This is a genomic window from Geomonas limicola (assembly GCF_014193675.1).
GTDB classification, from domain to species: domain Bacteria; phylum Desulfobacterota; class Desulfuromonadia; order Geobacterales; family Geobacteraceae; genus Geomonas; species Geomonas limicola.
Window position 1 is genome coordinate 190119 of sequence record NZ_BLXZ01000009.1, and the last position, 24181, is coordinate 214299.

General features: G+C 64.1%; 16 protein-coding genes. 7 read left to right on the plus strand and 9 right to left on the minus strand.

The features are described 5' to 3' along the window. Window positions 1-260: 260 nt before the first annotated feature. From H7688_RS19770 to H7688_RS19780, 3 genes are read right to left on the minus strand one after another with little or no spacing between them, the layout of a single operon-like run. Complete coding sequence (locus tag H7688_RS19770; protein ID WP_183362971.1) at window positions 261-2603, minus strand: ATP-binding protein; 2343 nt, start codon at window positions 2601-2603, stop codon at window positions 261-263. 18 nt (window positions 2604-2621) lie between these two features. Next, entirely contained in the window at window positions 2622-3485 is an 864-nt protein-coding gene (locus H7688_RS19775; protein WP_183362972.1) for an ABC transporter substrate-binding protein, read from the minus strand. Then, window positions 3482-5278 (minus strand): TonB-dependent receptor plug domain-containing protein, encoded by a 1797-nt coding sequence (locus tag H7688_RS19780; protein ID WP_183362973.1) that lies wholly within the window; start codon window positions 5276-5278, stop codon window positions 3482-3484. Before H7688_RS19780 ends, H7688_RS19775 begins: the two co-directional genes overlap by 4 nt. 537 nt (window positions 5279-5815) lie before the next feature. On the opposite strand from H7688_RS19780, the gene H7688_RS19785 reads away from it, so the two are divergent. Together H7688_RS19785 and H7688_RS19790 are read left to right on the plus strand one after the other, a co-directional pair. Next, window positions 5816-7429 carry a methyl-accepting chemotaxis protein gene (locus H7688_RS19785; protein ID WP_183362974.1) on the plus strand — a complete coding sequence of 538 codons (1614 nt, stop codon included), beginning with the start codon at window positions 5816-5818 and terminating at the stop codon, window positions 7427-7429. Window positions 7430-7756: 327 nt separating this feature from the next. Further along, a complete protein-coding gene (locus H7688_RS19790) occupies window positions 7757-8764 on the plus strand; it encodes an aldo/keto reductase (protein WP_183362975.1) in 1008 nt (335 codons plus the stop codon). Between the two features lie 71 nt (window positions 8765-8835). Here the strand turns inward: H7688_RS19790 and H7688_RS19795 are convergent, their stop codons facing one another. The 4 genes from H7688_RS19795 to H7688_RS19810 form a co-directional block, all read right to left on the minus strand. Then, window positions 8836-9132, minus strand: a complete 297-nt coding sequence (locus H7688_RS19795; RefSeq protein WP_183362976.1) for a P-II family nitrogen regulator — start codon at window positions 9130-9132, stop codon at window positions 8836-8838. A gap of 214 nt (window positions 9133-9346) precedes the next feature. Next, the gene (locus H7688_RS19800; protein WP_183362977.1) at window positions 9347-10756 is read right to left on the minus strand and encodes an alginate export family protein; all 1410 of its coding nucleotides are present in this window, start codon (window positions 10754-10756) and stop codon (window positions 9347-9349) included. A gap of 126 nt (window positions 10757-10882) precedes the next feature. Further along, complete coding sequence (locus H7688_RS19805; protein ID WP_183362978.1) at window positions 10883-12685, minus strand: amidohydrolase; 1803 nt, start codon at window positions 12683-12685, stop codon at window positions 10883-10885. Window positions 12686-12924: 239 nt separating this feature from the next. Next, window positions 12925-13656 carry a hydrolase gene (locus tag H7688_RS19810; protein ID WP_308470315.1) on the minus strand — a complete coding sequence of 244 codons (732 nt, stop codon included), beginning with the start codon at window positions 13654-13656 and terminating at the stop codon, window positions 12925-12927. A gap of 243 nt (window positions 13657-13899) precedes the next feature. Between H7688_RS19810 and H7688_RS19815 the strand changes: the two genes are divergently transcribed. The 3 genes from H7688_RS19815 to H7688_RS19825 are packed head-to-tail and all read left to right on the plus strand — an operon-like array spanning window position 13900 to window position 16116. Next, window positions 13900-14316, plus strand: coding sequence for a hypothetical protein (locus H7688_RS19815; RefSeq protein WP_183362980.1), 417 nt, complete (start codon window positions 13900-13902; stop codon window positions 14314-14316). 22 nt (window positions 14317-14338) lie between these two features. After that, a complete protein-coding gene (locus H7688_RS19820) occupies window positions 14339-14920 on the plus strand; it encodes a cobalamin B12-binding domain-containing protein (RefSeq protein ID WP_246329901.1) in 582 nt (193 codons plus the stop codon). Beyond that, window positions 14917-16116, plus strand: coding sequence for a sensor histidine kinase (locus H7688_RS19825; RefSeq protein WP_183362982.1), 1200 nt, complete (start codon window positions 14917-14919; stop codon window positions 16114-16116). Before H7688_RS19820 ends, H7688_RS19825 begins: the two co-directional genes overlap by 4 nt. A 28-nt stretch (window positions 16117-16144) precedes the next feature. On the opposite strand, the gene H7688_RS19830 is transcribed toward H7688_RS19825, so the two are convergent. Next, entirely contained in the window at window positions 16145-16387 is a 243-nt protein-coding gene (locus tag H7688_RS19830) for a hypothetical protein (protein WP_183362983.1), read from the minus strand. A gap of 526 nt (window positions 16388-16913) precedes the next feature. Here H7688_RS19830 and gltB point away from each other — a divergent pair. After that, complete coding sequence (gene gltB, locus H7688_RS19835; RefSeq protein WP_183362984.1) at window positions 16914-21497, plus strand: glutamate synthase large subunit; 4584 nt, start codon at window positions 16914-16916, stop codon at window positions 21495-21497. A gap of 137 nt (window positions 21498-21634) precedes the next feature. Next, window positions 21635-23116, plus strand: a complete 1482-nt coding sequence (locus H7688_RS19840; protein WP_183362985.1) for a glutamate synthase subunit beta — start codon at window positions 21635-21637, stop codon at window positions 23114-23116. Window positions 23117-23391: 275 nt separating this feature from the next. On the opposite strand, the gene H7688_RS19845 is transcribed toward H7688_RS19840, so the two are convergent. After that, a complete protein-coding gene (locus H7688_RS19845; protein ID WP_183362986.1) occupies window positions 23392-24180 on the minus strand; it encodes a PTS sugar transporter subunit IIA in 789 nt (262 codons plus the stop codon). Window position 24181 lies beyond the last annotated feature (1 nt).

The following is a 24181-nucleotide window of genomic DNA, read 5'->3' on the forward strand; positions in this document are numbered from 1 at the left end:
CGACGTCCCCATTTCCTTACCCATTACGAGCTCCCGTTCACGACCTGCAGCTGCCAGAACCGCAGCAGGCGGCCTGTTGCAGCTTAAGGACTCATCGGCTGGGACCTGAAAAACTGAAACCGAATCAGGGGGGGTATCAGAAAATCTAAGCTCGGCGTGTACCGAGCCTGCCGCTTGAGAAAAACGCCTGTCGGCTCACGGTTTCTGCCCCAGGAAGAGAGGTGGGGCAGGCAAGGAGAGGGAAAGAAAGGTAGCTGCCGTTAGCCGTGCAAAAGACGCAGCTCGTAGCTCAGCTCTTCGGCCTTGTAGGGTTTGGCGACGGCGGCACAGAACCCGTACTCCTTGTGCCGCGCCATTACCGGGTCGTAGGAGTAGCCGCTCGAGACGATGAGTCTTGCCGCGGGATCGATGGCGAGGATCTTCCGGGCCACCTCGACCCCTCCCATGCCGCCGGGGATGGTGAGATCGAGGATCCCGGCGAGGAAGGGTTGCCCGGCCTCGAAGCGGGCGCGGTACGCCTCGACCGCCTCGGCCCCCTCGGCGCAGACGACCACCTCGTAACCCAGGAATCCCAGGGTCTTGCGGGAGAACTCGCGGACCATCTCCTCGTCGTCCAGGATCAGCACGGTTCCCCCGGGGCCTGCCGTAAAGAGCGTCGCGGGGGCAGCCTCCGCCACCGGTTCCCCTGCCCCCCCGCTCACCGGAAGGCAGATGGTGAAGGTACTCCCTACCCCCACGGTAGACTCGACGGTGAGGTGACCGCCGTGCTTGTAGATGATCGAGTGCACCGAGGCGAGCCCCAGCCCGGTGTTGGTCTGCTTGGTGCTGAAGTACGGGTCGAAGATCTTGGAGAGGTCGGCCTCGGCGATACCGTGTCCCTGGTCGGTAAAGGAGATGCTCAGGTAGGTCGCCAGGTTGCCGTGGTTGGGGTCCTTGCAGCTGCGCGACCCGACCTCGGCGCGCACCGTGATGGTCCCCCCCTCCGGCATCGCCTGCATGGCGTTCAAGACGATGTTGCTGAAGGCCTGGATGAGCTGCCCCTCGTCGCCACGGATCTGGGGAAGTTCGGCGGGGAGCTTAAGCTCGGGACGCACGTTCGAGCCGTTCAGGGTAAGCGAAACCGCCTCCTCGATCAGCCTGCCGAGGGCCACCGGTTTTTTCACCGGGGCTCCGCCGCTGGCGAAGGTGAGCAGTTGTTTGGCCATTCCCGCGGCGCGCTGCGAGGCCTTGGTGGCGAACTGCAGGTACTCCTGGGCGCAGTGACCGGAACCCACCAGGTTGGCGGCAAGCGAGATGAAGCCGAGCACCCCGGTGAGGGCGTTGTTGAAGTTGTGTGCGATCCCCCCCGCCAAAACCCCCAGGGACTCCAGCTTCTGCACCTTGATAGACTGCTCCTTGATGAGCTCCCGGTCGGTGAGGTCGATGACGATGAAGATGGTCTGGTCGCCGTGACGCTGGTTGGACATGATAACCTGGCGTACCCGGCCGTCCTTGCAGGTGACCCGCGCCTCTAGCGGGTCGCCGTGCTGCCGCGCCAGCGATTCCGCCTGGGCCAGGGACATGGCACGGCAGTACTCGGGGTCCGGAAAGACCCGGGCGAACCACTCCTCGATGCTCCCGATCTCCTCGAGCCCGTAGCCGAAGCATTCGGCGAAGAAGCCGTTTAAGTACTGCACCCGCCCTTTCTGGTCGGCGGTCAGCACCCCCACCGGCATGACGTCCATGAGCGCCTTCAACGCCTGTTCGGAGGTGCGGGCGGCCTGCTCGGCATGGATGCGCTCGGTGATCTCCTGCTCCAAAAGCTCGTTGGTCTGGGAGAGTTCCTCCTTGGCCCGCACCTCCATCTCGATCGACGAGACCAGTTGCCGGTGCAGCCGCTGGTTTTCCGTCTGGCGCTGCTCGAGGGTCTGGGCGAGACCGTTGAAGGCCTGCGCCACCCGTCCCGACTCATCGTTGGAGAGCACCTCGATGCGCGAGGAGTAGTCACCCTCCTCGATGGACTGCACCCCCTTGACGAGCGCGTTATAGGAGCGGGTCAGCCGCCGCAGCACCGGCAGGCTCAGCCCGGAAACCGCAAGCCAGAAGCAGAGCGTCAAAAGGCCGGAAACCAGCACGTCGTGGTACAGGGAGAGCTTCAGGTCCTCGGTCTGCCGCTCGATCTGCACGGTGCCGATCAGGGCTCCACTTCCCGGGACCGGCAGAGCGCTTTCCGGAGAGGGTTCGACCGCCAGACTCAGGACATCCTGGGTTTCGGAGATCAGATCACCGGTGTGAGTGGGTTCCCGGGACTCGAACCGCGCCAGCACCCTGCCGTCCACGGTGCGGATCACCACCCGCGCGATGCCGGGGACCTGCCCGGCCTTCTCGGCAACGCTTACCAGCGCGTCGACGTTCTCGGCGAACAGCGCCAGACGCACCGTGTCGGCCACCTGTCGGGCCAACAGGTGCACCTCTTTCTTGGCGTGGCGACGCAGGGTGCTCGCTTTGTCGAAGCTGTGCAGGGTGATGAAGAGGCAGGATATCAGGAAGGTGACCACCGTGAAGATGGTAAAGAGCGTGGTCTGCAAACTTCCGGTACGGCTGGAACCTGGCTGAGTTTGCACGGTGGCCTCCGGGGGACCTTATTTCCTGGTGAGGGACTGGATCAGTTCCGTCGGGTAGTTGAGACGTCTGGCCACGGCATCGTTGACCTTCAGCGTCACCCGGCGCGGAGCGGCCAAGGCGGGATCCGGTACCACGCCCTGGAGCAGTTGTTGCGCCATCTCGCCGGTCTGGCGTCCCAGGTCGAAACGGTCCACCTCGAGCGCCACCAGGGCACCCAGTTTCAGGTGCATCGCCGAGAAGGAGAGCACCGGCACCGCCTGGGACTGGGAGAACAGGAAGTAAGCCTCCAGCGTTTCGCCGGTCACCGCGGTCGGATCGGGCAAGAGCCAGAGGGCGTCGACCTTCCCTTTCAGGCTTTCCAGTTGCGCCAGGGTCTGGCGGGGATCGTGAACCTCGCGGGTCACCAGGTCCACCCCGTGCTGGCGCGCCGCCTGACGGGCCAGTTTCAGGTACCACTCGTTGCGCGACGGGTCGTAGACGATCCCGATCCGGTGCGCCCTGAGTTTTTTCGCGACCGCGAGGTACTGCTCGGGTTTCACGGCCAGGCCGACACCGGCGGCGAGGCCGCTGTGATTGCCCAGCCCGAGCGCCATAAGGGAGACAACCGGGGTGCCGCGCACCTTGCGCAACGCGGAGAGTGCGGTATCCCCGATTGCGACGATGAGGCGCGGGCGCTCCTCGCGGACCACACGCGGCAGGTCCGGGTCCGCATAGTCGGAGAGCACCAGGGTACGCGAGCGGGCCGGGAGGCTCTCCTTCAGGCCGCGCAACGCCTCGTCGTAGAGCGGCGAGCGCAGGCTCTGGACCACGAGGATCTCGCTTGCCAGGGCACCTGACACGGTGACGCAGAGGGTCACTATGAGAAGAAGGAGCGCTCTCAAAACTTGAACCTCGCTCCGCCTTCCAACCAGCGTCCGGTATTCTGCCAGCGGTCTTTCAGGTACTGGCTGTCGTTGAAAAGGTTGTGCACCGAGAAAAAGAGCTCAGGCGATTGCTCGGTTTCCGGAGAAAGCTTCTGGGTCAGGCTCAGGTCAAAAATGGTGGAGTGGTCGCGCGCGCCGTTGCCGGGGTCGGCGAACCAGCGCACGTAGTTGCCGGTCAAAATACCGGTGAGCCCCAGTGGGTGGTTTTGGTAGGTAAGGCCGAGCTTCACCCCGTGTTCTGGCACGTCGTAGAGCCTGAGACCGGTGTCCCGGTCGCGCGCGTCGATGTAGGTGTACCCGCTGGAGAGCGCGAAGTTGTAGACCGGTACCGTGTGCGCTTCGACCTCGAAGCCCTGCTTTACCTGGCTCCTCAGGTTGACGGTCGGGTTAGTCGGATCGAAGTTGCCGACCTCCACGTTCCAGATGTTGTTGTAGAAGTAGGTTCCCTTCAGCCAGAGGTTTGGTATCTCGCCGGTCTCGAGCCCCCCCTGGTAGGTAATCACCCGTTGCGGGCCGTTATTCCAGATCGCGTTGGGGAGGCTGTAGCCCCGGGCGAAGTAGCCACGCAGCACCGTCTTCTCGGTGAGCCCCAGGGTGGCACCAGCACTGTAGCTCAGGGCATCGCCGCTTAGACCGGTCTGGTCGAAGCGGATCCCCGGGAGGATGGTAAGCGGGCCCAGGGTCAGCGAACCGTTGCTGTACACACCCCAGCGGTCCCAGCTCTTGTTGGTGTAGAAGGAAGGATCGTCAACCAGTACCTCCCACTGGTGAGTCTCGTCATGCTCGTACTCCCCCCCCAGGACGAGGTTCGCGACCTGGTCTCCCAAGGTCAGCTTGACGCCGCCACCACGGGTAGATTCGTTCAGCTTGAAGTGGCGGTAGGGAAAGACCACACCACCGAAATAGTCGCCCCACCAGGTCTGGTCGTTTTTACGGCTCTCCCTGAGGTCGATATCCAGACGCAGTTGGTTCCCAAACGGCATGAATAGGTTGAGGAAGGAGTAACCACGGTCGGACCGCGCAGCGTCGTGGGTGTTCACCGTCTCGTTGCTGCCGCGGCTGACCTCGTAAAAATCAGTGCCGAAGGTGAGGAGGCCCTGGCCAGGGAGCTGGTAGTTGAACTTCGCGTAGACGGAGTTCTTGTCGACGGCAGTGTTGTGCAGCAGTCCGTCGGAGTGGAGATTGCCGGCCGAGAGATAGTATCCAAAGCGCTGCACGGTTCCGGTGAAGTCGCCGTGCAGGTCGCTGGTGAAGCGCTCGCCAATACTTGAGAAGAGCGTGCCGCTTGCCTGCCGCTCCGTGTTGGGTGACTTGGTGATGACGTTGATCACCCCGCCCAATGCCTGCCCCCAGGCAGTCGAAGCCGCCCCCTTGATGATTTCCACCCGCTCGATGTGCTGCACCCCGATGCTCCCCGGGTCTACCTGGTTCTGCAGGAGATCGAGCTGGGGCACCCCGTCTATGAGTAGTTGCAGATGGGCACTCGAGGCACCTTGCAGGGAGACGTCGCTCCAGGATCCGGGGGTGCGGACCTGTTCCAGTTGAAATCCGGGGACCGTCTGGAGGACCTCGGCAAGGGTGTGGGCGTTGAGGGCGGCAATTTGGTCGGCAGTGATGACCGTGACGTTTTCAGCGATGCGGGAGGTTGGTCGGGGAATGCGGGAGGTGGAGACGTACTGGTCGTCTCCGCCAAACAGGTCGAGCACCTCGCGGTCTTCGACTCCGGCAGCCCGCGCGCCAGCCACTGACATCACGAGTGACGTGATCAGTAGGAAGCTTATCTTGGCAAGCCGAACGAATTCCACGTAAGTCCTCAAGCTCGGATCCTGCCAGCCAAAGGCCGGGAGAGAATCAGAACTTTAATGAAGTCTGCGGCGCAAACGTAGCACAGCACGTCTCATTAGTAAAGAGCCGACCCCCGTTTTATGCAAGGAATTGTACCTTTTTGACGGTACAACAGCGACTTTCAGGTTTTGACTTGCCTCGAGATAAGGAAACCGGCGCCACGTTAGTTGGATCTTCTTTATGACCACTTGCTCCAAGTTCATCCCGGGAACCTCCTCAGCACTCCTATTGTGTCGGAATATTCGTACTTTAGAATCCTGGGCTTGCGACGATGGATAGATAGAGTTTGTAAGGGCTCACCGCAGATTCCGGGGATACAGGAGTCTCTCACCGTATTGGTGCCGCGGCAACGCGCTCAGCGGGGGGGCTGCTGAACCCTGTCGGGCCCAGGCAGAAACCTTCAGAAAATAACGGTGGCACTAAACGTTGGCAAGGGGAACTACATGAGAATCGGGGTAAGACTGGGTATCGGCTTTGCGGCAATCATCGTCATCATGCTCGCCGTGAGCGCCTTCACGGGAAATAGACTCTCCTACATCAACCAGAAGGTCAAGGTGATCACCGAGGACGAGTACCCAAAGACCGTGCTGCTGAACCAGGTGCACGAGAACATCAACATCATCGCCCGGGTGATGCGCAATGCGGTCATCATCGAGGACCCCGCCGAGGCCAAGAAAGAGCTGGACCGGATACCTCCGCTCAGTGCCCAGACCGTGCAGTGCTTCGAGAAACTCGGCAAGGTTGCCCACACCCCGGAAGAAAAAGCGGCTCTCGAGAAGATCAACGGCGTCCGAGCCCCCTACAAGAAGGCTCAAAAAGAGGTAATCGCGCTCATCGAGGCGGGGAAGAAAAAGGAGGCCGGGGACCTGTTGCTGGCCCAGTACCGCACCACGCAGAACCAGTACATCGCCGCGTTGAAGAAGATGATCAGCGTGCAGGAGAAAGATCTGGCCAAGGCGGGGCAAGCGGTCGAGGACGCCTATCGGTCCACCAGGAACCTCAGTTTCTGTTTCGCTGCGCTGGCCGCACTGATCGGAGCGGCCTTCGGCTTCCTGGCGACCCGCAGTATCACCCAGCCGGTCGCGCACCTGGTGGCGGCAAACGCCCGACTGGCCCAGGGGGACCTCACGGTTGCTATCGAGCTGGAAAGCCACGACGAGATCGGTCAGCTCGCCGACTCTTCGCGCACCGTGGTCGCCAGCATGCGCAGCATCCTCGGGCAGGTCGCCGACGCCTCGCAGTCGGTGGCCGCAGCGTCGCGGCAGTTGCAGCAGACCGCCCAGCAGATAGCCAGCGGCACCGAGGAGATGGTCTCCGAGATCAGCACGGTTGCGGTAGCAAGCGAGGAGATGGCAGCCACCAGCAACGATATCGCCTGCAACTGCGGCATGGCCGCCCAGAGTTCCCAGTCGACCAGCAGTTCTGCCGGTAAGGGGAGTGCGGTGGTCCAGGAGACCATCGAGGGGATGGGCCGCATCGCCGAGCAGGTCAAACAGAGCGCCCAGACCGTGGAAAGCCTGGGGGTACGCTCCGAGCAGATCGGCGAGATCGTCGGGACCATCGAGGATATCGCGGACCAGACGAACCTCCTGGCTTTGAACGCCGCCATCGAGGCGGCCCGGGCCGGCGAGCAGGGGCGCGGTTTCGCCGTGGTGGCCGACGAGGTGCGGGCGCTTGCCGAGCGGACCACCAAGGCGACCCGCGAGATCTCCGGGATGATCCTGAGCATCCAGAACGAAACCAAGGCCGCCGTGCGCGCCATGGAGGAAGGGGTGGCCGAGGTCGAGCGCGGTGCCGCCAGTTCCGAGAAGTCCGGCGAGGCACTGGAGGAGATCCAGAGCCAGGTGAACGAGCTCTCCCTGCAGATCAACCAGATCGCTACCGCAGCGGCCGAGCAGACCGCCACCACCAGTGAAATCACCGCCAACGTGCAGCGGGCAAGCGGCGTGGTCCAGGAGACCGCCCGCGGCGCCGGCGAGACTGCGGCAGCCTCCGCCCAGTTGGCCAGCAGTGCCGACCAACTGCAAGACCTGGTGCGTCGCTTCAAACTTGCCTGATCGGGCAGCACAATGAACCGGCGGGAGCTCTGGCAACAGGCTCCTCCGGCCCTAATTTAGATGCAGTCTCGGGCCACCGCACAAAACGAGCCTCCGGAGTAAACCGGGGGCTCGTTTGCGTTGTTGCTCGTGTCAGCGTTGGAAAAACAGAGGACATCGGAGCATCGGGCAAAAAATGTGCAGGATCGCGCTACCCCCTTTCCGGTGCCGGCGCTACACTTGGACAGTCGCAGACTGCGGGGCGCAAGGGCACGGGCGAAAGCGCTCGCACTCCCGTTTCTGCAACGAACATCGAGACCAACCTGCCACCTTAAAGGAGGAGATGAGATGCAGAAACGTGTACTTGGGAAAAGCGGTTTGGAGGTTTCGGCATTGGGACTGGGCTGCATGGGGATGAGTTATTCTTACGGCCCGCCCAAAGACAAAAAGGAGATGACGACCCTGCTCCAGGCGGCTGTCGAGCGCGGCATCACCTTTTTCGACACCGCCGAGGTGTACGGACCCTTCACCAACGAGGAACTGGTAGGCGGAGCGCTCACACCGCTACGCGACAAGGTGGTCATTGCCACCAAGTTCGGCTTCGACCTGAAGCCCCAGGCCGACCCGCGTGGCATGAGCGGCTCCCCCGCCCTGAACAGCCGGCCACAGCACATCAAGGAGGTCGCCGAGGCCTCGCTCAAGCGCCTGAAGATCGAGGTCATCGACCTCTTCTACCAGCACCGCGTCGATCCGCAGGTACCGATCGAGGAGGTGGCCAGTGCCGTCAAGGAGCTGATCCGGGAGGGAAAAGTGAAGCACTTCGGCCTTTCCGAGGCGGGGGTCGACACCATCCGGCGGGCGCACGCCGTCCAGCCGGTGACCGCGGTGCAAAGCGAGTACTCACTGTGGTGGCGCCGCCCCGAGCAAGGGCTTTTGCAGACCCTCGAGGAGCTCGGCATCGGTTTTGTACCCTACAGCCCGCTCGGTCGGGGCTTCCTGACCGGGAAGATCGACGCGAACACCAGCTTCGACAGTGCCGATTTCCGCAGCAACCTGCCGCGCTTCACGGCCGAGGCGCGCCAGGCGAACCAGGTGCTCGTCGACCTGATCGCCGGCATCGCCGACCGCAGGCGCGCCACCCCGGCCCAGGTATCCCTCGCCTGGCTTTTGGCCCAGAAGCCCTGGATCGTCCCCATCCCCGGCACCACCAAGCTGGAGCGGCTGGAGGAAAACATCGGCGCGGTGTCGCTGCAGTTGAGCGCCGACGACCTGCGCGATATCGAGGAGGCCTCCTCGAAGATCCACATCGAGGGGGAGCGCTATCCGGAACGACTGGAGAAGATAACTGAAGGCTAGCCAGCTGACCTTCGCACTGCCATTCCAGAAAACCCGCAGCCGCAGAGGGGTGGCACCACCACTCCTCTGCGTTAGACCACTTCGAGGTAGGGATGCATGGCGATCCGGCCGTCGTGGACCCCGCCCCCCCTCACGATCGCGCCGAGCGCAGCCACGATACCATCGGCGGCGTCATCCGAGGAGATGATCTCGAGCTTCACCTTCTCGGCGACGTTGGCCACCAGTTGGGCCCCGCGAAACACCATCACTCTCCCCTTCTCATGGCACATGATGGTGCTCTCCATGAAATCCACCACCCCCAGATCCTCGAGAGCGCTCCGCACCTCCTGCACCTTCAACTTAGTCACCACCGCCTCGATCAATTTCATGACGTCCCCCTTTGCGTGCTGGACCTGCAGGCTGTCCGTTTCATGGGTCGTGCCAACAGGCAGGCCGCGAACCAGGCCCGTCATATCAGCCAGTTAACCGCGCCACGTGCGCCGCGGTCCACGCAGCTGCCGCTATCTTGTGCAGCACGGCAGCCGCAGCCCGGGAAAGCGGCAGGCCGTTTTGCCCGACCGCCTCCCCGGTAGCGAGGCTATTTCAGAACTTGTAGGTGACCCAGGTGGTTAGGTAGTCGACGTCGCGTCCCGGCCCGGATTCGCGTAGAAAGGGACCCGCCAGGAAGTGGGCGTAGATCCCCACCAGGCTCAGGTGGCGCTGCACATTCCATTCGCACTGAAGCTGCGGCTGGCTCCCGATGAAGCGTGCTGAACTGGTCCTACCCGAGCGTACCAGGACCACCGAGTTGTTGTAGATGCCGTCCCGGGTGCTCTCCCGCCAGAAGAAGTCCCAGTTGAGGCTCAAGTTCACCCGTTTGGGGAGGTGGAACTCGACCGAGGGGTTGAGGTTTATGAAGTTGCTCGGTCCGACCAGCCCGTTTTCGCTGAAGTAGGCCCCTTTGGGGAACAGCGGGTTGAAGGTCTCCAGGTCCCGGTCGCGGGGGTCGCGGTCACCGCTTGCGATGTCAGCCTTCAGGGCAAGGCGCGGGGTTGCCGGGAGCTCCTCGAGCCAGTATCCCGTGTCGGAGGCCGCGGTCCAGGCCCGGATAGAACCGTCGCCGAAGCTCCCCCACTGGTAGAGGAACTCGAAGTTGTAGTCCAGGGGCTTCGCGGTACGCCAGATGCGGGTACCGAGCGAGTGGCGGGTTTCCCGGGCACTCCCCTGGTCGAAGAGCGCCTGCTTCTTGTACAGGCCGAGGTAGTAGAGATCCAGGCTGGCCCTGGTCTTCTCCGGCAGGGCCAGGACCGAATAGGCGCCCCACAAGGCCTGGTTGTGGTTGGTGGAATCGTCGAAGCTTGAGCGGTTGCTTTGCACCGGACGGGTGGCGATACCGTCCAGTGCAAGACCGCCGGCGCGGTAGCTGACCCGGAAGCCGTCGAAGCTCTGGCGCACGTTGGGCCCTTCGCGTACCGAGATGATACGCTGGGAGCCGAAGCTCAGTTCCTGCCGCCCGGTGCGCAGGGTGACGGTGCGCTGGGGGCTCCTGACGAGGTCGAGGTCCAGGAACCCCTGATGCAGATCGAGCAGGTTGCGGTCCACGCCGGGACGGGGGCCGCCGCTACGGCCGTACTCCAGGCTGCTTTGCAGCTGCCCGAACAGGCGGACCCGCTCGCCCAGGTGCAGGTCGGCATGGAGGAAGTAGCGCTGCAACGAATAGCCGCTGTCCTGGGGCTGTTCCCTCCAGTTGTAGTTCTCGAAAAATTCGTAGCGCTCCCGCACCTCGCCGCCAAGGCTCAGGTACCAGTCCCCTTCCCTGTCGAGCGGCAGGTACTTGACCGGATCCCAGAAGTCGACCTTTTTCGCAGGGTCCTTCAGGTAGCGGTAATCCTCGTCGGCCCGGTTCAACTGGTAGTTGGCTACCTGCGGCTCGGTCTGCTGGGCAACGACCGCGGTCGCTGTCCACTGAGCCAGCAAGACCGTTACCACCCCCGTCAGCAGCAATCGGCCCATATCCCCTCCCCTTCCCGCTGCGGATCCCCCCCAATGCAGCGGGAGTGCCGTCGGTCCGCGGACGAGCGCCCCGGGATCAGAACCCCCTCACCCCCTGGCCCCTGATCCCTTCCCTCGTCCCCGACTCTAGAATGCGAAGCAGTCGCAGCCGATCCCCCACAGGGGGAAGTGGCGCCGCTCCGCCCGGCTCACCGCGGCGCAGCCGCAGGCCTGCCTGGCGTGCCCACCGGCCGCCGTGTAGTGGTAGCCGCCGTAGCGCCCCACCGGCGACCAGTTTGGGCTCACCGGCAAGGACGGCGGTGCGAGGTTGCCGAACTCTCCTGCCCCGTACACCACCTTGCCGTCCACCATGGTGAGCAGCGACTCTATCCCCTTGATCTCCTGCTCGGCAACGGTGAGGTAGTCGGACGAGAGCACCGCGAGGTCGGCGAACTGGCCGGGGACCAACCTACCCTTCGCGTCCTCCTCGCCGGAAAACCAGCTGCTCCCCACCGTGTAGAGCCTGAGGGCGGCAAGCCGGTCCAGGCGGTTTTTCTCGGGGTAGAGCTGCAGCCCCCCCACGGTGCGGCCGGTGACCAGCCAGTACAGGGACACCCAGGGGTTGTAGCTTGCCACCCGGGTCGCATCGGTACCGGCACCGACCGGAATCCCCATCTCCAGCATCCTCGCCACAGGCGGCGCTTGCTCGGCGGCCTCGTGGCCGTAGCGCTCCCTGAAGTACTCTCCCTGGAAGGCCATGCGGTCCTGGATGGCGATGCCGCCACCCAGCGCCCGTACCCTTTCCAGGTTGCCGGGGGTGATGGTTTCGGCGTGGTCGAAGAACCAGCGCAGCCCGGCAAAGGGGACCTCGCGGTTCACCGCCTCGAAGACCTCGAGGAACCGTGAGATCGATTCGTCGTAGGTGGCGTGCAGCCTAAAGGGCCAGCGCCGCTCGACCAGCAGGCGCACCACCCGGGTAAGCTCCGCCTCGAGCTGGGGCAGGAGATCGGGACGCGGCTGCAGGAAATCCTCGAAGTCCGCCGCCGAGAAAACCAGCATCTCGCCGGCGCCGTTCAGCCGGTAGAAGTCGTCCCCCTGGCCGGGGGTCAGGGAATTCACCCAGGTACTGAAGTCTGCCAGCTCCGCCGTGGGGTGCTGGGTGAACAGGTTGTAGGCGATGCGCAGGGTCATCTCGCGGTCCCGGGCCAGTTGGCCGATCACCTGGTAATCGTCCGGGAAGTTCTGGAAACCGCCCCCCGCGTCGATGATGCTGGTAAGCCCGAAGCGGTTCAGCTCGCGCATGAAATGGCGCGTCGAGTTCACCTGGTCCTCGAAGGAGAGCTTCGGCCCTTTGGCGAGACTTGCGTAGAGGAGCATCGCGTTCGGCTTGGCGATGAGGAGACCGGTGGGGTTGCCGGCCCGGTCCCGCTCGATCGCGCCCCCCGGCGGGTCGGGGGTCTCCCGGTCGTAGCCCAACTGGTTGAGCGCCGCCTTGTTGAGCAGCGCGCGGTCGTAGAGGTGCAGGACGAAGACCGGGGTGTCGGGGGCCGCCTCGTTGAGCTCTGCCAGGGTCGGCATGCGGCGCTCGGCGAACTGGAACTCCGTCCAGCCACCGATTACCCGCACCCACTGGGGGGGCGGCGTGCGCTGGGCCTGCTCGCGCAGCATCCTCAGTGCGTCGGCGAGGGAGGGGACCCCGTCCCAGCGTAGCTCCAGGTTGAAGTTGAGGCCGCCGCGGATCACGTGCAGGTGCGAGTCGTTGAGCCCCGGGACCACCCGGCGTCCCTTGAGGTCGATGCACCGGGTCTCCCCGTCGGCCGATTGAAGCAGTTCCTCCCCACCTATCTCCGTTATCCGCCCTCCGCTGACCGCCAGCGCCGAGACTTGCGGGGTTTTCTCGTCGAGCGTCGTTATCGCTCCGTGGTGCAAAATGATTTCAGGTGCGCTCATCACGTGCCTCCGTGGGGGGGGCTCGCGCCTGCGGGCTACGCGTTTCCGCTGCCTGATGCCCCGGTCAGTGCGGCTGGCAGCCGGTTGGCGGCACGGGGCACTGAGCACAGGGAGAACCTCCCCTTTCGAGCGTTCTCCGGGTGCTCCGCGTCTTACCGGCCTGCCTCCCGGTCCTTACGCCGGCGATTCAGGGAACCAGGAGGTGCCGCAGGCGGCTCCCCACCTTCCCGTTCACGCCGTTACTTGCCGAGTTCCTTTTGGCCTTCGCTTGCATGCTCCCCGAGCATGCTCTTCGCGTAGTTGATCCCCAGGCCGTACCCGCCGGCGTGCTCCTTGGCCAGGGTCATCACGGCGTTGTAGGTCTCCTGGCGCGCCCAGTCCCGCTGCCACTCCAGCATCACCTGGAGCCAGGTCATCGGGACGGCGCCAGCCTGGATCATGCGCTGGATCGCCATCTCGTGCGCCTCGCTGGTGACCCCGGCCGAGGCGTCGGTGACGATGTAGACCTCGAAGCCGTCATCGAGCGCCGAGAGCGCAGCGGTTGCCAGACAGACCTCGGTCCAAAGAGCCGCCATGACGACCTTCTTGCGATCCGTTGCACGCACCGCCTCGACCACCTTGGGATCTTCCCAGCTGTTCATGGTGGTGCGGTCGATGGGATCCACCGTGGGATACACCTCCTGGACCGTGGCGAAGAGCGGGCCGGAGAAGCTCTTGGCGGCCACGGTGGTGAGGACGACGGGAACGTTGAAGATCTTGGCGGACTTGGCGAGGCCGGTTACGTTGTTGATGAGCAGCTGAACATCCATGGAGTGTGAAGCGAAAGCCATCTGAGGTTGGTGATCGATGAGCAGAAGCGACGAATTCTGAGGGGTTAACAGGCGTGGGCTCGGCCCACCCTTTGCGATCGAGTTTGCCATGGTCGTGCCTCCTTTGCGTTGCACCTGTCGGCCGATTGCCGACTTCCACATTTTACTCCTGTTGCCGCAAAGGGGGTTCGTTTCTTTCGACACCCTCCACAGGTATGCCCGCCAGGCCCTGGGGAGCCGGGCGGGTTCCTCGGCAACAAAAAGCTTTCCGAAGCAGAAACCGCCCGGGCAGCCGTCCCTCCTGATTTTTTCTTTTCAGCTGACAGACAGGTGCCGATATGTTATTCGGTAGCGCCGCATGCTAACCCTCCCCCCCCGTAACGTTCGGGGCAACTGGAGACCGCGATGAGCCGCACGTTCAGTATCCAAAACAGATCAGACCGGGAACTGCTGGCACAGCAGATCAGCCGGCAGTTCGAGGAGGCGGGGAAGTCGGAGCACCTTCCCGACCCGACCCGCTTCCTCTCCTACCTCAACGTGGCGCTCGAGAACCGGTCCCCCACCCTTTTGCTGAGTTACCTCACCTGGTGCCAGGGGAGCGCAACGGACCCCTCCGGCGGGTTCCTCAGAGCGATCGAGCTGCTGCGCGATACCCTGGCAAGCGCCCTGGAACCCGCCCAGGCGCCCGCCGCAGGCAACTGCATCGACCTGGTACTTAGGTGCGCTGGTCCAGCAACCGGCGGCCGACACCTCCTTTCTTCCGGAAGGGTCCCCGCTCTCCGACCTGGCCCGGCGCTACCTCGCCGCGCTCCTGGCCGGTGAGCGAAGTGAAGCGACCCGCACCATCCTCTTCGAGGCGGACCGCGGCACCAGTATCGAGCAGATCTACCTTGAGGTACTCCAGCCGGTGCAGTACGAGGTGGGGAGGCTCTGGCAGCTGAACCGGGTCACCGTCGCCTTGGAACACTTCTGCACCGCGGTTACCCAAAACATCATGCTCGAGCTCTACTCAAAGATCATCTCCGGGAAAAGGGTGGGAAAAAGCGTGCTCTCCTGCTGTGCAGGTGCGGAACTGCACGAGGTGGGGATCCGCATGGTGAACGACTTCTTCGAGATGGCCGGCTGGGACAGCTACTACCTTGGTGCCGGGGTGGCTCCCGAGCAGCTGATCGAGGCCTTTTGCTCCCGCAACCCCGACCTGGTCGCCATTTCGGCCACCATGACCTACCATGTCCCAACCGTCGCCGACTTGGTCCGTGCGGTGCGAGAGGCGGATCCCTCCCGACGCACCCGGATCGTGGTGGGAGGCGCCCCCTTTACCCGCAACCCGGGACTCTGGCGGAGCGTCGGCGCGGACGGCTGGGCACCCGACGCCGAGCGGGCCATTAAGCTGGCCCAGGAACTGGTCGCATTGGAGCAGCCATGAGCCTCACGGAGACAGCGGTCACCCGGGGTTTGGCCGTCATCTGTGACGATGCCGACACGGTGGACTGCGTACTGAAAAACGACTTTTCGCTGGCCACCACCCTCGCCCCCGGCGACCTGGTCACCAGCATCTTCGACGACCAGAACCAGGGGAAGGCCCTGCAGTTCTTCCACGAGGCGAGAAGCCTCGGGGCCGCCTTTGACTGGGAGCTGGTGGTCTGCCTGGGGAGCGGCCCGGTGGCCCTGCACTGCGCAGCGGCAACGCTCGAGGGGGGCCTGCTGGTGATCGTCGCCGGCACCCGCGATTCGACCTTCACCATGATCGAGGAACTGCTCAGGATCAACAACGAGCAGACCAACAGCATGAGGATCCTGGTGAAGGATCTCCAGGTGGCCTCCCGCCGGCTCAAGGAGCGCGACCGGAGCACCTACGACGCCATGACCACCCTGAACAGCCAGATGGCCTCGATGCAGCGGGAGCTGATCAAGAAAAACCGCGAACTGGCCGAGCTGAACCAGCAGAAGAACTACCTGCTCGGCATGGCTTCGCACGACCTCAGGACGCCGCTCAACTCGATTGCGCTCATCGCGCAGTACCTGCAGACCGCCAAGGGTAACGTGCTTGACCAGGAAACCCTCGAGATGGTGGACGCCATCCGCACCTCCAGCAAATTCATGGCGACGCTGATCGACGACCTGTTGGACCTGACCAAGATCGAGGCGGGGAATCTGGAACTGCACCGGACCCGCTTCGCGCTCCTCCCGTTTCTGGACAAGGTAGTCCAGCGCAACGCGACCCTCGCCCACTCAAAGCAGATCGCAATCGTGCACCAGGCCGCGGCCGAAGTGGAGATCGAGGTGCACTGGGACGCCATCAAGATCGAGCAGGTGCTGAACAACATCCTGGGAAACGCCGTCAAGTTCAGTTCGGCGGGATCCACGGTGACGGTGAGCACCACGGCCTGCGCAGGGACCGCGGTCATCGAGGTGCGCGACGAGGGGACCGGGATGAGCGCTGCCGAACTGGAGCGGATCTTCACCCCCTTTGCGGCGGGAAAAGAGGGGACCGGCGGCGAGAAGAGCACCGGCCTGGGGCTCGCCATCGCCCGGCGCATCGTGGAAGGGCACGGAGGAACCATCGACGTGATATCTGCCGAAAAGGTGGGAACCACCTTCACGATAACCCTGCCGGTGTGAGCCGGACGTCCTCTGAAGGCTTAACGGGTCAGGTTGCCAGCGCCTCCAAAACAGGCCCAAGCGGCGTGCCGCAGTACGGGCAGACGGTACAACTCGGAGAGACGTAGCGCCGGCAGTACGCGAAACTGCACTGTTTGGGGCGCACCTTGGCGACAAAGCTCATCTCTTTTTCGGCGGCCTGTTTCAACGCCTGGCACTCCAGTGCCTCCTCCATCTGACGCCGGCGCTTCTCGACGTTCTCCGCCTTCTTCTCTTTACCGCGTTTGGACATCTACTCCTCGACCTCCCCATCCCGCGACAACCGGATCACCTGTCGTTCTCAGAGATGGCAGTGTAGTAAGGTAGGTGCGACGGCGCAGGTCTGCCCCTGCAGGGGCGAATCAGCGTGCGCCCGCCGCGCCGGCAGGCGCGTACGACGCACCATGGCGAGCATTCAATCCTCTCATTCGGCCTTCGGCCGCCACTGCCGCTGGCAGGTGGACGAAGGGTTCTTCGCCCCTACGGCCGGTAGCGGAGACACCTTCGAAGACCTGCGGCCTCCGTTGGTATCACACAAATCCGACGGCGCCAAGAACTCTCTGTCCTTGCCAGTTCCGTGTACCTGCCCCTACCCTCCTCGATACTGTGTACTCAAATGAGTACACCATCAACTTCATTTTTACCGTTTACACAGGACAGCTGCGCACCCTTTCACGCTAACCTCCCGTAAAACCGTCTGGTGCAAAAATCGGCACTGTTGTTGCTATATTGGACCGTCACTCGCTCGCAGGAACACTATCCCGAAAAGGTTGCATCACATGAAAACTACCGGATTACCCAAGAAGCAAGGGATGTACGATCCCCAGTTCGAGCACGACGCCTGCGGCGTCGGCTTCGTCACCAACATCAAGGGGAAAAAATCCCACGAGATCGTTCAGCAGGCCATCACGGTCCTCGCCAACCTCGACCACCGCGGTGCGGTCGGCAGCGAACACAATACCGGCGATGGTGCCGGTATCCTGATCCAGATGCCGGACGCCTTCTTCCGCAAGGTCTGCCCCGAGCTCGGCATCGAACTGCCGGCGGCCGGCGAGTACGGCGTCGCCATGCTCTTCACCTCTTCCGACGCCACCGAGCGCAGCGCTGCCAAGCACATCTTCACCCGGATCATCCGCGAGGAAGGTGTCGAGGTCATCGGCTGGCGCGAGGTCCCCACGGACAACTCGCTGCTGGGCGACACCGCGAAGGCCGGCGAGCCGCTCATCCGGCAGATCTTCTTCAAGCGCCCGGACTCCTGCGCCGACGAGGACGCCTTCAACCGCAAGCTCTACGTGGTGAAGCAGCGCGCCCTGCACGAGATCCGTGACAAGGGTGTCGATCCCTACTGGTACTTCCCCAGCATGTCGACTCGCACCATCGTCTACAAGGGGATGCTGATGCCGGCCCAGCTGGACCAGTACTACCCGGACCTCAAGGACGAGGCTGTCGAGTCCGCGATTGCGGTGGTGCATTCGCGCTTCTCCACCAACACCTTCCCGAGCTGGGACCGCGCCCACCCGTACCACTACCTCGCCCACAACGGCGAGATCAACACCTTGCGCGGCAACGTGAACTGGATGCACGCCCGCCAGTCCATGTTCTCCAGTGAACTCTTCGGCGACGACATCAAGAAGCTTTTGCCGGTGATCGACAACAACGGCTCCGACTCCGCGATGTTCGACAACTGCCTCGAGCTGCTGGTCAAGTCCGGCCGCTCGCTCCCCCACGCCATGATGATGATGGTCCCGGAGCCCTGGGAAAACCACGAGGGGATGAGCAAGGACAAGCGCGCCTTCTACGAGTACCACTCCTGCCTCATGGAGCCCTGGGACGGCCCGGCCGCGCTCACCTTCACCGACGGCCGGATCATCGGCGCCATCCTGGACCGTAACGGTCTGCGCCCCTGCCGCTACTACCTGACCGACGACGACCTGGTGATCATGGCCTCCGAGGCCGGCGTCCTCCAGGTGCCGCCCGCCAAGGTGATCAAGAAGGGTCGCCTGCAGCCGGGCAAGATGTTCCTGGTCGACACCGAGCAGGGGCGCATCGTCCCGGACGAGGAGATCAAGAACGAGCTCGCGACCGCCAAGCCCTACGCCGACTGGGTCAACGTGAACCACACGCGGCTCTCCGCCCTCCCCGGCCCCGGCAAGACCCCGGCGCTCGAGCCGTCCACCCTGGTGCAGCGCCAGAAGGCCTTCGGCTACACCTTCGAGGACCAGGAGACCATCATCGGCCCGATGGCGACCGACGGCGTGCAGCCGCTGGGCTCCATGGGCACCGACACCCCGCTTGCGGTCCTCTCCGAGAAACCGCAGCTTTTGTACAGCTACTTCAAGCAGCTCTTCGCCCAGGTGACCAACCCGCCCATCGACCCGATCCGCGAGGAGATCATCACCGCGACTGCCGTTCGTATCGGCAGCGAATCGAACCTCTTGAAGCCCTCGGCCCTCTCGGCGCGGGTCATCCGCCTGGAGCACCCGATCCTCACCAACGAGGAACTCAACAAGCTGCGTGACCTGAACCAGCCCGGCTTCAAGAGCGCCACCCTGTCGCTGCTCTTCAAGGCCTCCGACGGCGCCGAGGGGATGGAGAAGGCGCTGGAGAGCCTCTTCAGCACCGCGATCCGCCACATCGAGATGGGGACCACCATCCTGATCCTTTCGGACCGCGGCGTGAACGAAGAGTACGCGGCGATCCCGGCACTTTTGGCCGTGGCCGGCCTGCACCACCACCTGATCCGCACCGCGACCCGCACCCACGCCTCGATCATCCTCGAGTCGGGCGAGCCGCGCGAGGTGCACCACTTCGCGGTGCTTCTGGGCTACGGCGTCACCGCCATCAACCCCTACCTCGCCTTCGAGAGCATCGAGGACATGATCCAGCAGGGGATGCTCCCGGGGCTCGACTACAAGAAGGGGATCAAGAACTTCCTCAAGGCCTCGGTGAAAGGGATCGTGAAGACCATGGCCAAGATGGGTATCTCCACCATCCAGAGCTACCGCGGCGCCCAGATCTGCGAGGCGGTCGGCCTGCACGAATCGCTCATCGAGCGCTACTTCACCTGGACCCCGTCCCGGATCGGCGGCATCGACCTGAACGGCCTCGCCGCCGAGCTTCTGGAGCGGCACCGCAAGGCCTACCCGAAACGGGTGCCGGTGGAGCCGACGCTGGAGCCGGGGGGGCAGTACGCCTGGCGCCAGGATGGGGAGGAGCACCTCTTCAACCCGCTCACCATCCAGTCGCTGCAGAAGGCGACCCGGACCGACGATTACCAGGAGTTCAAGGTCTTCTCTAAGCTCATCGACGAGCAGAACGAACGGCTCTACACCCTGCGCGGTCTTTTGGACTTCAACACCGAGATCCGCATCCCGGTCCCCATCGAGGAGGTCGAGTCGGTCGAGGAGATCATGAAGCGCTTCAAGACGGGCGCCATGTCCTACGGCTCCATCAGCCAGGAGGCCCACGAAGCGCTCGCCATCGCCATGAACCGCATCGGCGGCCGCTCCAACACCGGCGAAGGGGGCGAGGATCCCGAGCGCTTCACCTGGACCAACGAGCTGGGTGACTCCAAGAACTCGGCTATCAAGCAGGTCGCCTCGGGGCGTTTCGGCGTCACCGCGAACTACCTCACCAACGCCAGCGAACTGCAGATCAAGCTGGCCCAGGGCGCGAAGCCCGGCGAAGGCGGGGAACTTCCGGGACACAAGGTGTACCCGTGGGTCGCGAAGACCCGTCACACCACCCCGGGCGTGGGGCTCGTGTCCCCCCCGCCGCACCATGACATCTACTCCATCGAGGACCTGGCGGAACTGATCCACGACCTGAAAAACGCCAACCGCCGCGCCCGGATCAGCGTCAAGCTGGTCTCCGAGGTAGGGGTCGGCACCATCGCGGCCGGCGTCGCCAAGGCGCATGCCGACGTGGTGCTCATCTCCGGCTACGACGGGGGCACCGGCGCCTCGCCGCTCTCCTCGATCAAACACGCGGGTCTCCCCTGGGAGCTCGGTCTCGCCGAGACCCACCAGACCCTGGTCCTCAACAACCTGCGTTCCAGGATCATCGTCGAGGTGGACGGCCAGCTGAAGACCGGCCGCGACGTCGCCATCGCCGCCCTTCTGGGCGCCGAGGAGTTCGGCTTCGCCACCGCCCCGCTCGTTACCCTCGGGTGCGTCATGATGCGCGTCTGCCACTCGAACACCTGCCCGGCAGGGGTCGCGACCCAGGACCCGGTCCTGAGGGCCAAGTTCGCCGGCAAGCCCGAGTACGTGGTCAACTACATGCGCTTCATCGCGCAGGAAGTCCGCGAGATCATGGCCGAGCTCGGCTTCAGGACCTTCAACGAGATGGTGGGCCGTGCCAACCGGCTCGAACCCAAGCGCGCCATCGCCCACTGGAAGGCCCAGGGGCTCGACTTCTCGAACATCCTCTACCAGCCGAAGCTCGCCATCAACGGCAGCCGCTACTGCGTCGAGGCCCAGGACCACGGCATCGACAAGTCGCTCGACATGACGAAGCTCCTCGCCATCTGCAAGCCCGCCATCGAGCGCGGCGAGAAGGTGCGTGCCGACCTCCCCATCACCAACGTGGACCGCGTGGCGGGGACCATCGTGGGTAACGAGATCACCCGTGCCTACGGGGCCGAAGGGCTTCCCGACGACACGATACGCCTCAAGTTCCACGGTTCCGCAGGCCAGAGCTTCGGCGCCTTCGTCCCCAAGGGGATGACCCTCGAACTCACCGGCGACGCCAACGACTACCTCGGCAAGGGGCTTTCCGGCGGCACCATCGTGGTCTACCCGCCGGACGGCTCGCCGTTCAAGGCCGAGGAGAACATCATCGCCGGCAACGTCGCCTTCTACGGCGCAACGAGCGGCACCGCCTACATAAGCGGCATCGCAGGCGAGCGTTTCTGCGTACGTAACTCCGGGGTGAACGCGGTCGTCGAGGGGGTGGGCGACCACGGCTGCGAGTACATGACCGGCGGCATCGTGGTGGTGCTCGGTGAAACCGGCAGGAACTTCGCGGCCGGCATGAGCGGCGGCGTCGCCTACGTGCTCGACACCGAAGGGGACTTCAAGAACCGCTGCAACACCGAGATGGTGGCCCTGGAGCTCTTGGGCGAGAAGGACCTGGCGACCCTCAAGGAGATGATCGAGCAGCACGCGAAGAGGACCGGCAGCGCCCGGGCGACCAGGATCCTGCACGACTGGCGCACCGCTGCACACCACTTCGTCAAGGTCATGCCGACCGACTACAAGCGCGTTCTGAAGGCCATCGAGCGTGCCGAGGCGGCTGGTCTTTCCGGCGACGCGGCCCTCGAGGCGGCTTTCGCCGAGAACGCGGCAGTCGGCGCCCACTAACAGAGGCAGGTTAAGGCCGAGGTTACCAAAAGACCTCGACACAGTATCGATCACACTAAGAGGCAGGGAAAAATGGTTATGGGTGCTTGAAGTCCCCTCAACCCTGACCCGAACCTCGATTTAATAGGATTTGAGCTATGGGAAAACCTACCGGATTCATGGAATACCTTCGCGAACTCCCCGCCGACCGCGAGCCTTTGGAGCGGCTCAAGGACTGGAACGAGTTCCACCTGCACCTGCCCGAGGAGAAACTCCGCACCCAGGGCGCCCGCTGCATGGACTGCGGCATCCCCTTCTGCCACACCGGTAAGCTGGTGAGCGGCATGGCCTGCGGCTGCCCGGTCAACAACCTGATCCCCGAGTTCAACGACCTGGTGTACCGCGGACTCTGGAAACAGGCCCTGGCCCGGCTTTTAAAGACCAACAACTTCCCCGAGTTCACCGGACGGGTCTGCCCCGCCCCGTGCGAGGGTTCCTGCACCCTGGGCGCCACCGAGCCGGCGGTCACCATCAAGAATATCGAGGTGAGCATCATCGACCGCGGCTGGGAGGAAGGGTGGATCGTCCCCACCCCGCCGCAGCTGCGCACCGGCAAGAAGGTGGCGGTGGTCGGCTCCGGTCCGGCAGGTCTCTCCGCGGCCGCCCAGCTCAACAAGGCGGGGCACCAGGTGACCGTCTTCGAGCGTGCCAGCCAGCCCGGCGGCCTCCTCATGTTCGGGATCCCCAACATGAAGCTCGACAAGAAAGAGGTGGTGCTGCGCCGCATCCGGCTCATGGAGCAGGAAGGGATCGCCTTCGTCTGCAATACCGCCATCGGCGCTGCCGACTATCCCGTCGAGAAGCTCAAGGCCGAGTTTGACGCGGTAGTCATGGCGACCGGCGCGACCGTCCCCCGCGACCTCCCCATCGAGGGGCGTCCCCTGAAGGGGATTCACTTCGCCATGGATTTCCTGACCGCCAACACCAAGAAGGTCCTGGGCGAAACCGTGGAGCTCATCTCCGCCGAAGGGAAGAACGTGATCATCATCGGCGGCGGCGACACCGGTACCGACTGCGTCGGCACCTCGCTGCGTCACGGCTGCACCTCGGTCACCCAGCTCGAGATCATGCCCCGCTTCCCCGACACCCGCGCCGAGGACAACCCCTGGCCGGAATGGCCCAAGACCCACAAGGTCGACTACGGGCAGGAAGAGGCTGCGGCCAAGTACGGAGCCGACCCCCGCGTATTCCTCACCACCGCGACCAAGTTCGAGGGAGATGCCTGCGGCAACGTGAAGTCGGTGCACACCGTCGAGGTGAAGTGGGAGAAGAACGCCCAGGGGCAGTTCGTGCCGACCCAGGTGCCGGGTACCGAGAAGGTGCGCCCCGCCGACCTGGTGCTGTTGGCCATGGGCTTTCTGGGACCCGAGGGAGAGCTCCCGAAGGCCCTGGGAGTCGCGCAGGACGGCCGGAGCAACATCAAGGCCGAGTACGGCAAGTACGCCACCAACATCCCCGGCGTCTTCGCCGCCGGCGACTGCCGCCGCGGCCAGAGCCTCGTCGTCTGGGCCTTCAACGAAGGTCGCGGCGCGGCCCGCGAGTGCGACCGTTTCCTGATGGGCGAGACCGAGCTGCCGTAAGGCACGCCAGAACGTCCCGGCAACAAAAAGCCCCTCCTGATCGCGCAGATCGGAGGGGCTTTTTTTAGGGTTAAGGTCGGGAGCTCGGCCCTGCGTCCTCAAAGCGCAGCCCCCTCACCCTCGCCCCCCTTTTCCAAAGGGGGGAACGTATGAGCACTGTTGCCGACTAAAGATCACCCTTCCCGGATATCCCGGAAGAGCTAAAAAAAGACCCTCGCAAGCCGATTGCGAGGGTCCTTTCGTTTATTACGCGGTACCTCAGGTAGCCCGTAAGCCTACTTCTTCCCCGAAGTCCTCAGCGCCAGGCAGTCGATGAGCAACCGCTCGCCGGTGAAGGAGGCGTCCTTTCTCTTCACGATGCGCCAGCCGCCGGTGTTGAAGGAGCTGTGCGTGGTGACCTCCTCGGCCAGCCCCGAGATCCCTTCCAGGTGCTCCACCAGCCCCTGGTCGTGCCCCAGGACCACCGGTTTGAACCCCTTCCCCACGATGATGGTGATCGGCTCCACGATCAGGTTCGCCAGATCGTAGGGGGTCGGCTCCACCGGCGCGACCTTACCCTGCAGCCGGATCATCCGGGCCCGCGAGTCCGGCCCCACCGTCCCCTTGGTGGTCGAGATCAGGTCCAGGAGGTGGTCACGGATGTCGTTCAGACTGTCAGCCGAGTCGAGCTTCTCCACCGGGTAGATCTCGAGCGCCTTGGCGAGCAGCGAAACCTCCCTCAGGTAGTTGCTGCGCTGGTTCTCGGGGACCAGGTACATGGCGATGATCTTCACCGGCCGGCCGTCCGGGGCACCATAGGCGATCCCCTTGGGACTCCAGCCGACGACGCACATCAGGTCCTCCTCGAAGCCGACCCGGGCGTCGGGGCAGGCCCACCCTTTCCCCAGAGAAGTCCGCGAGGACTCCTCACGGGCCAGGATCAGTCCGGCCACGTCGGTGTCCACCGGCAGCGAGGGGACCGCCTCCAGGATGTGGGCCAGGAAGCGGAGGGAGTCCTCCTTGTCATAGTCCTCGGGAATCTCGAGAAGACGTCCTTCCTGCAAGGCATCGAGCAAGCTGTCCATT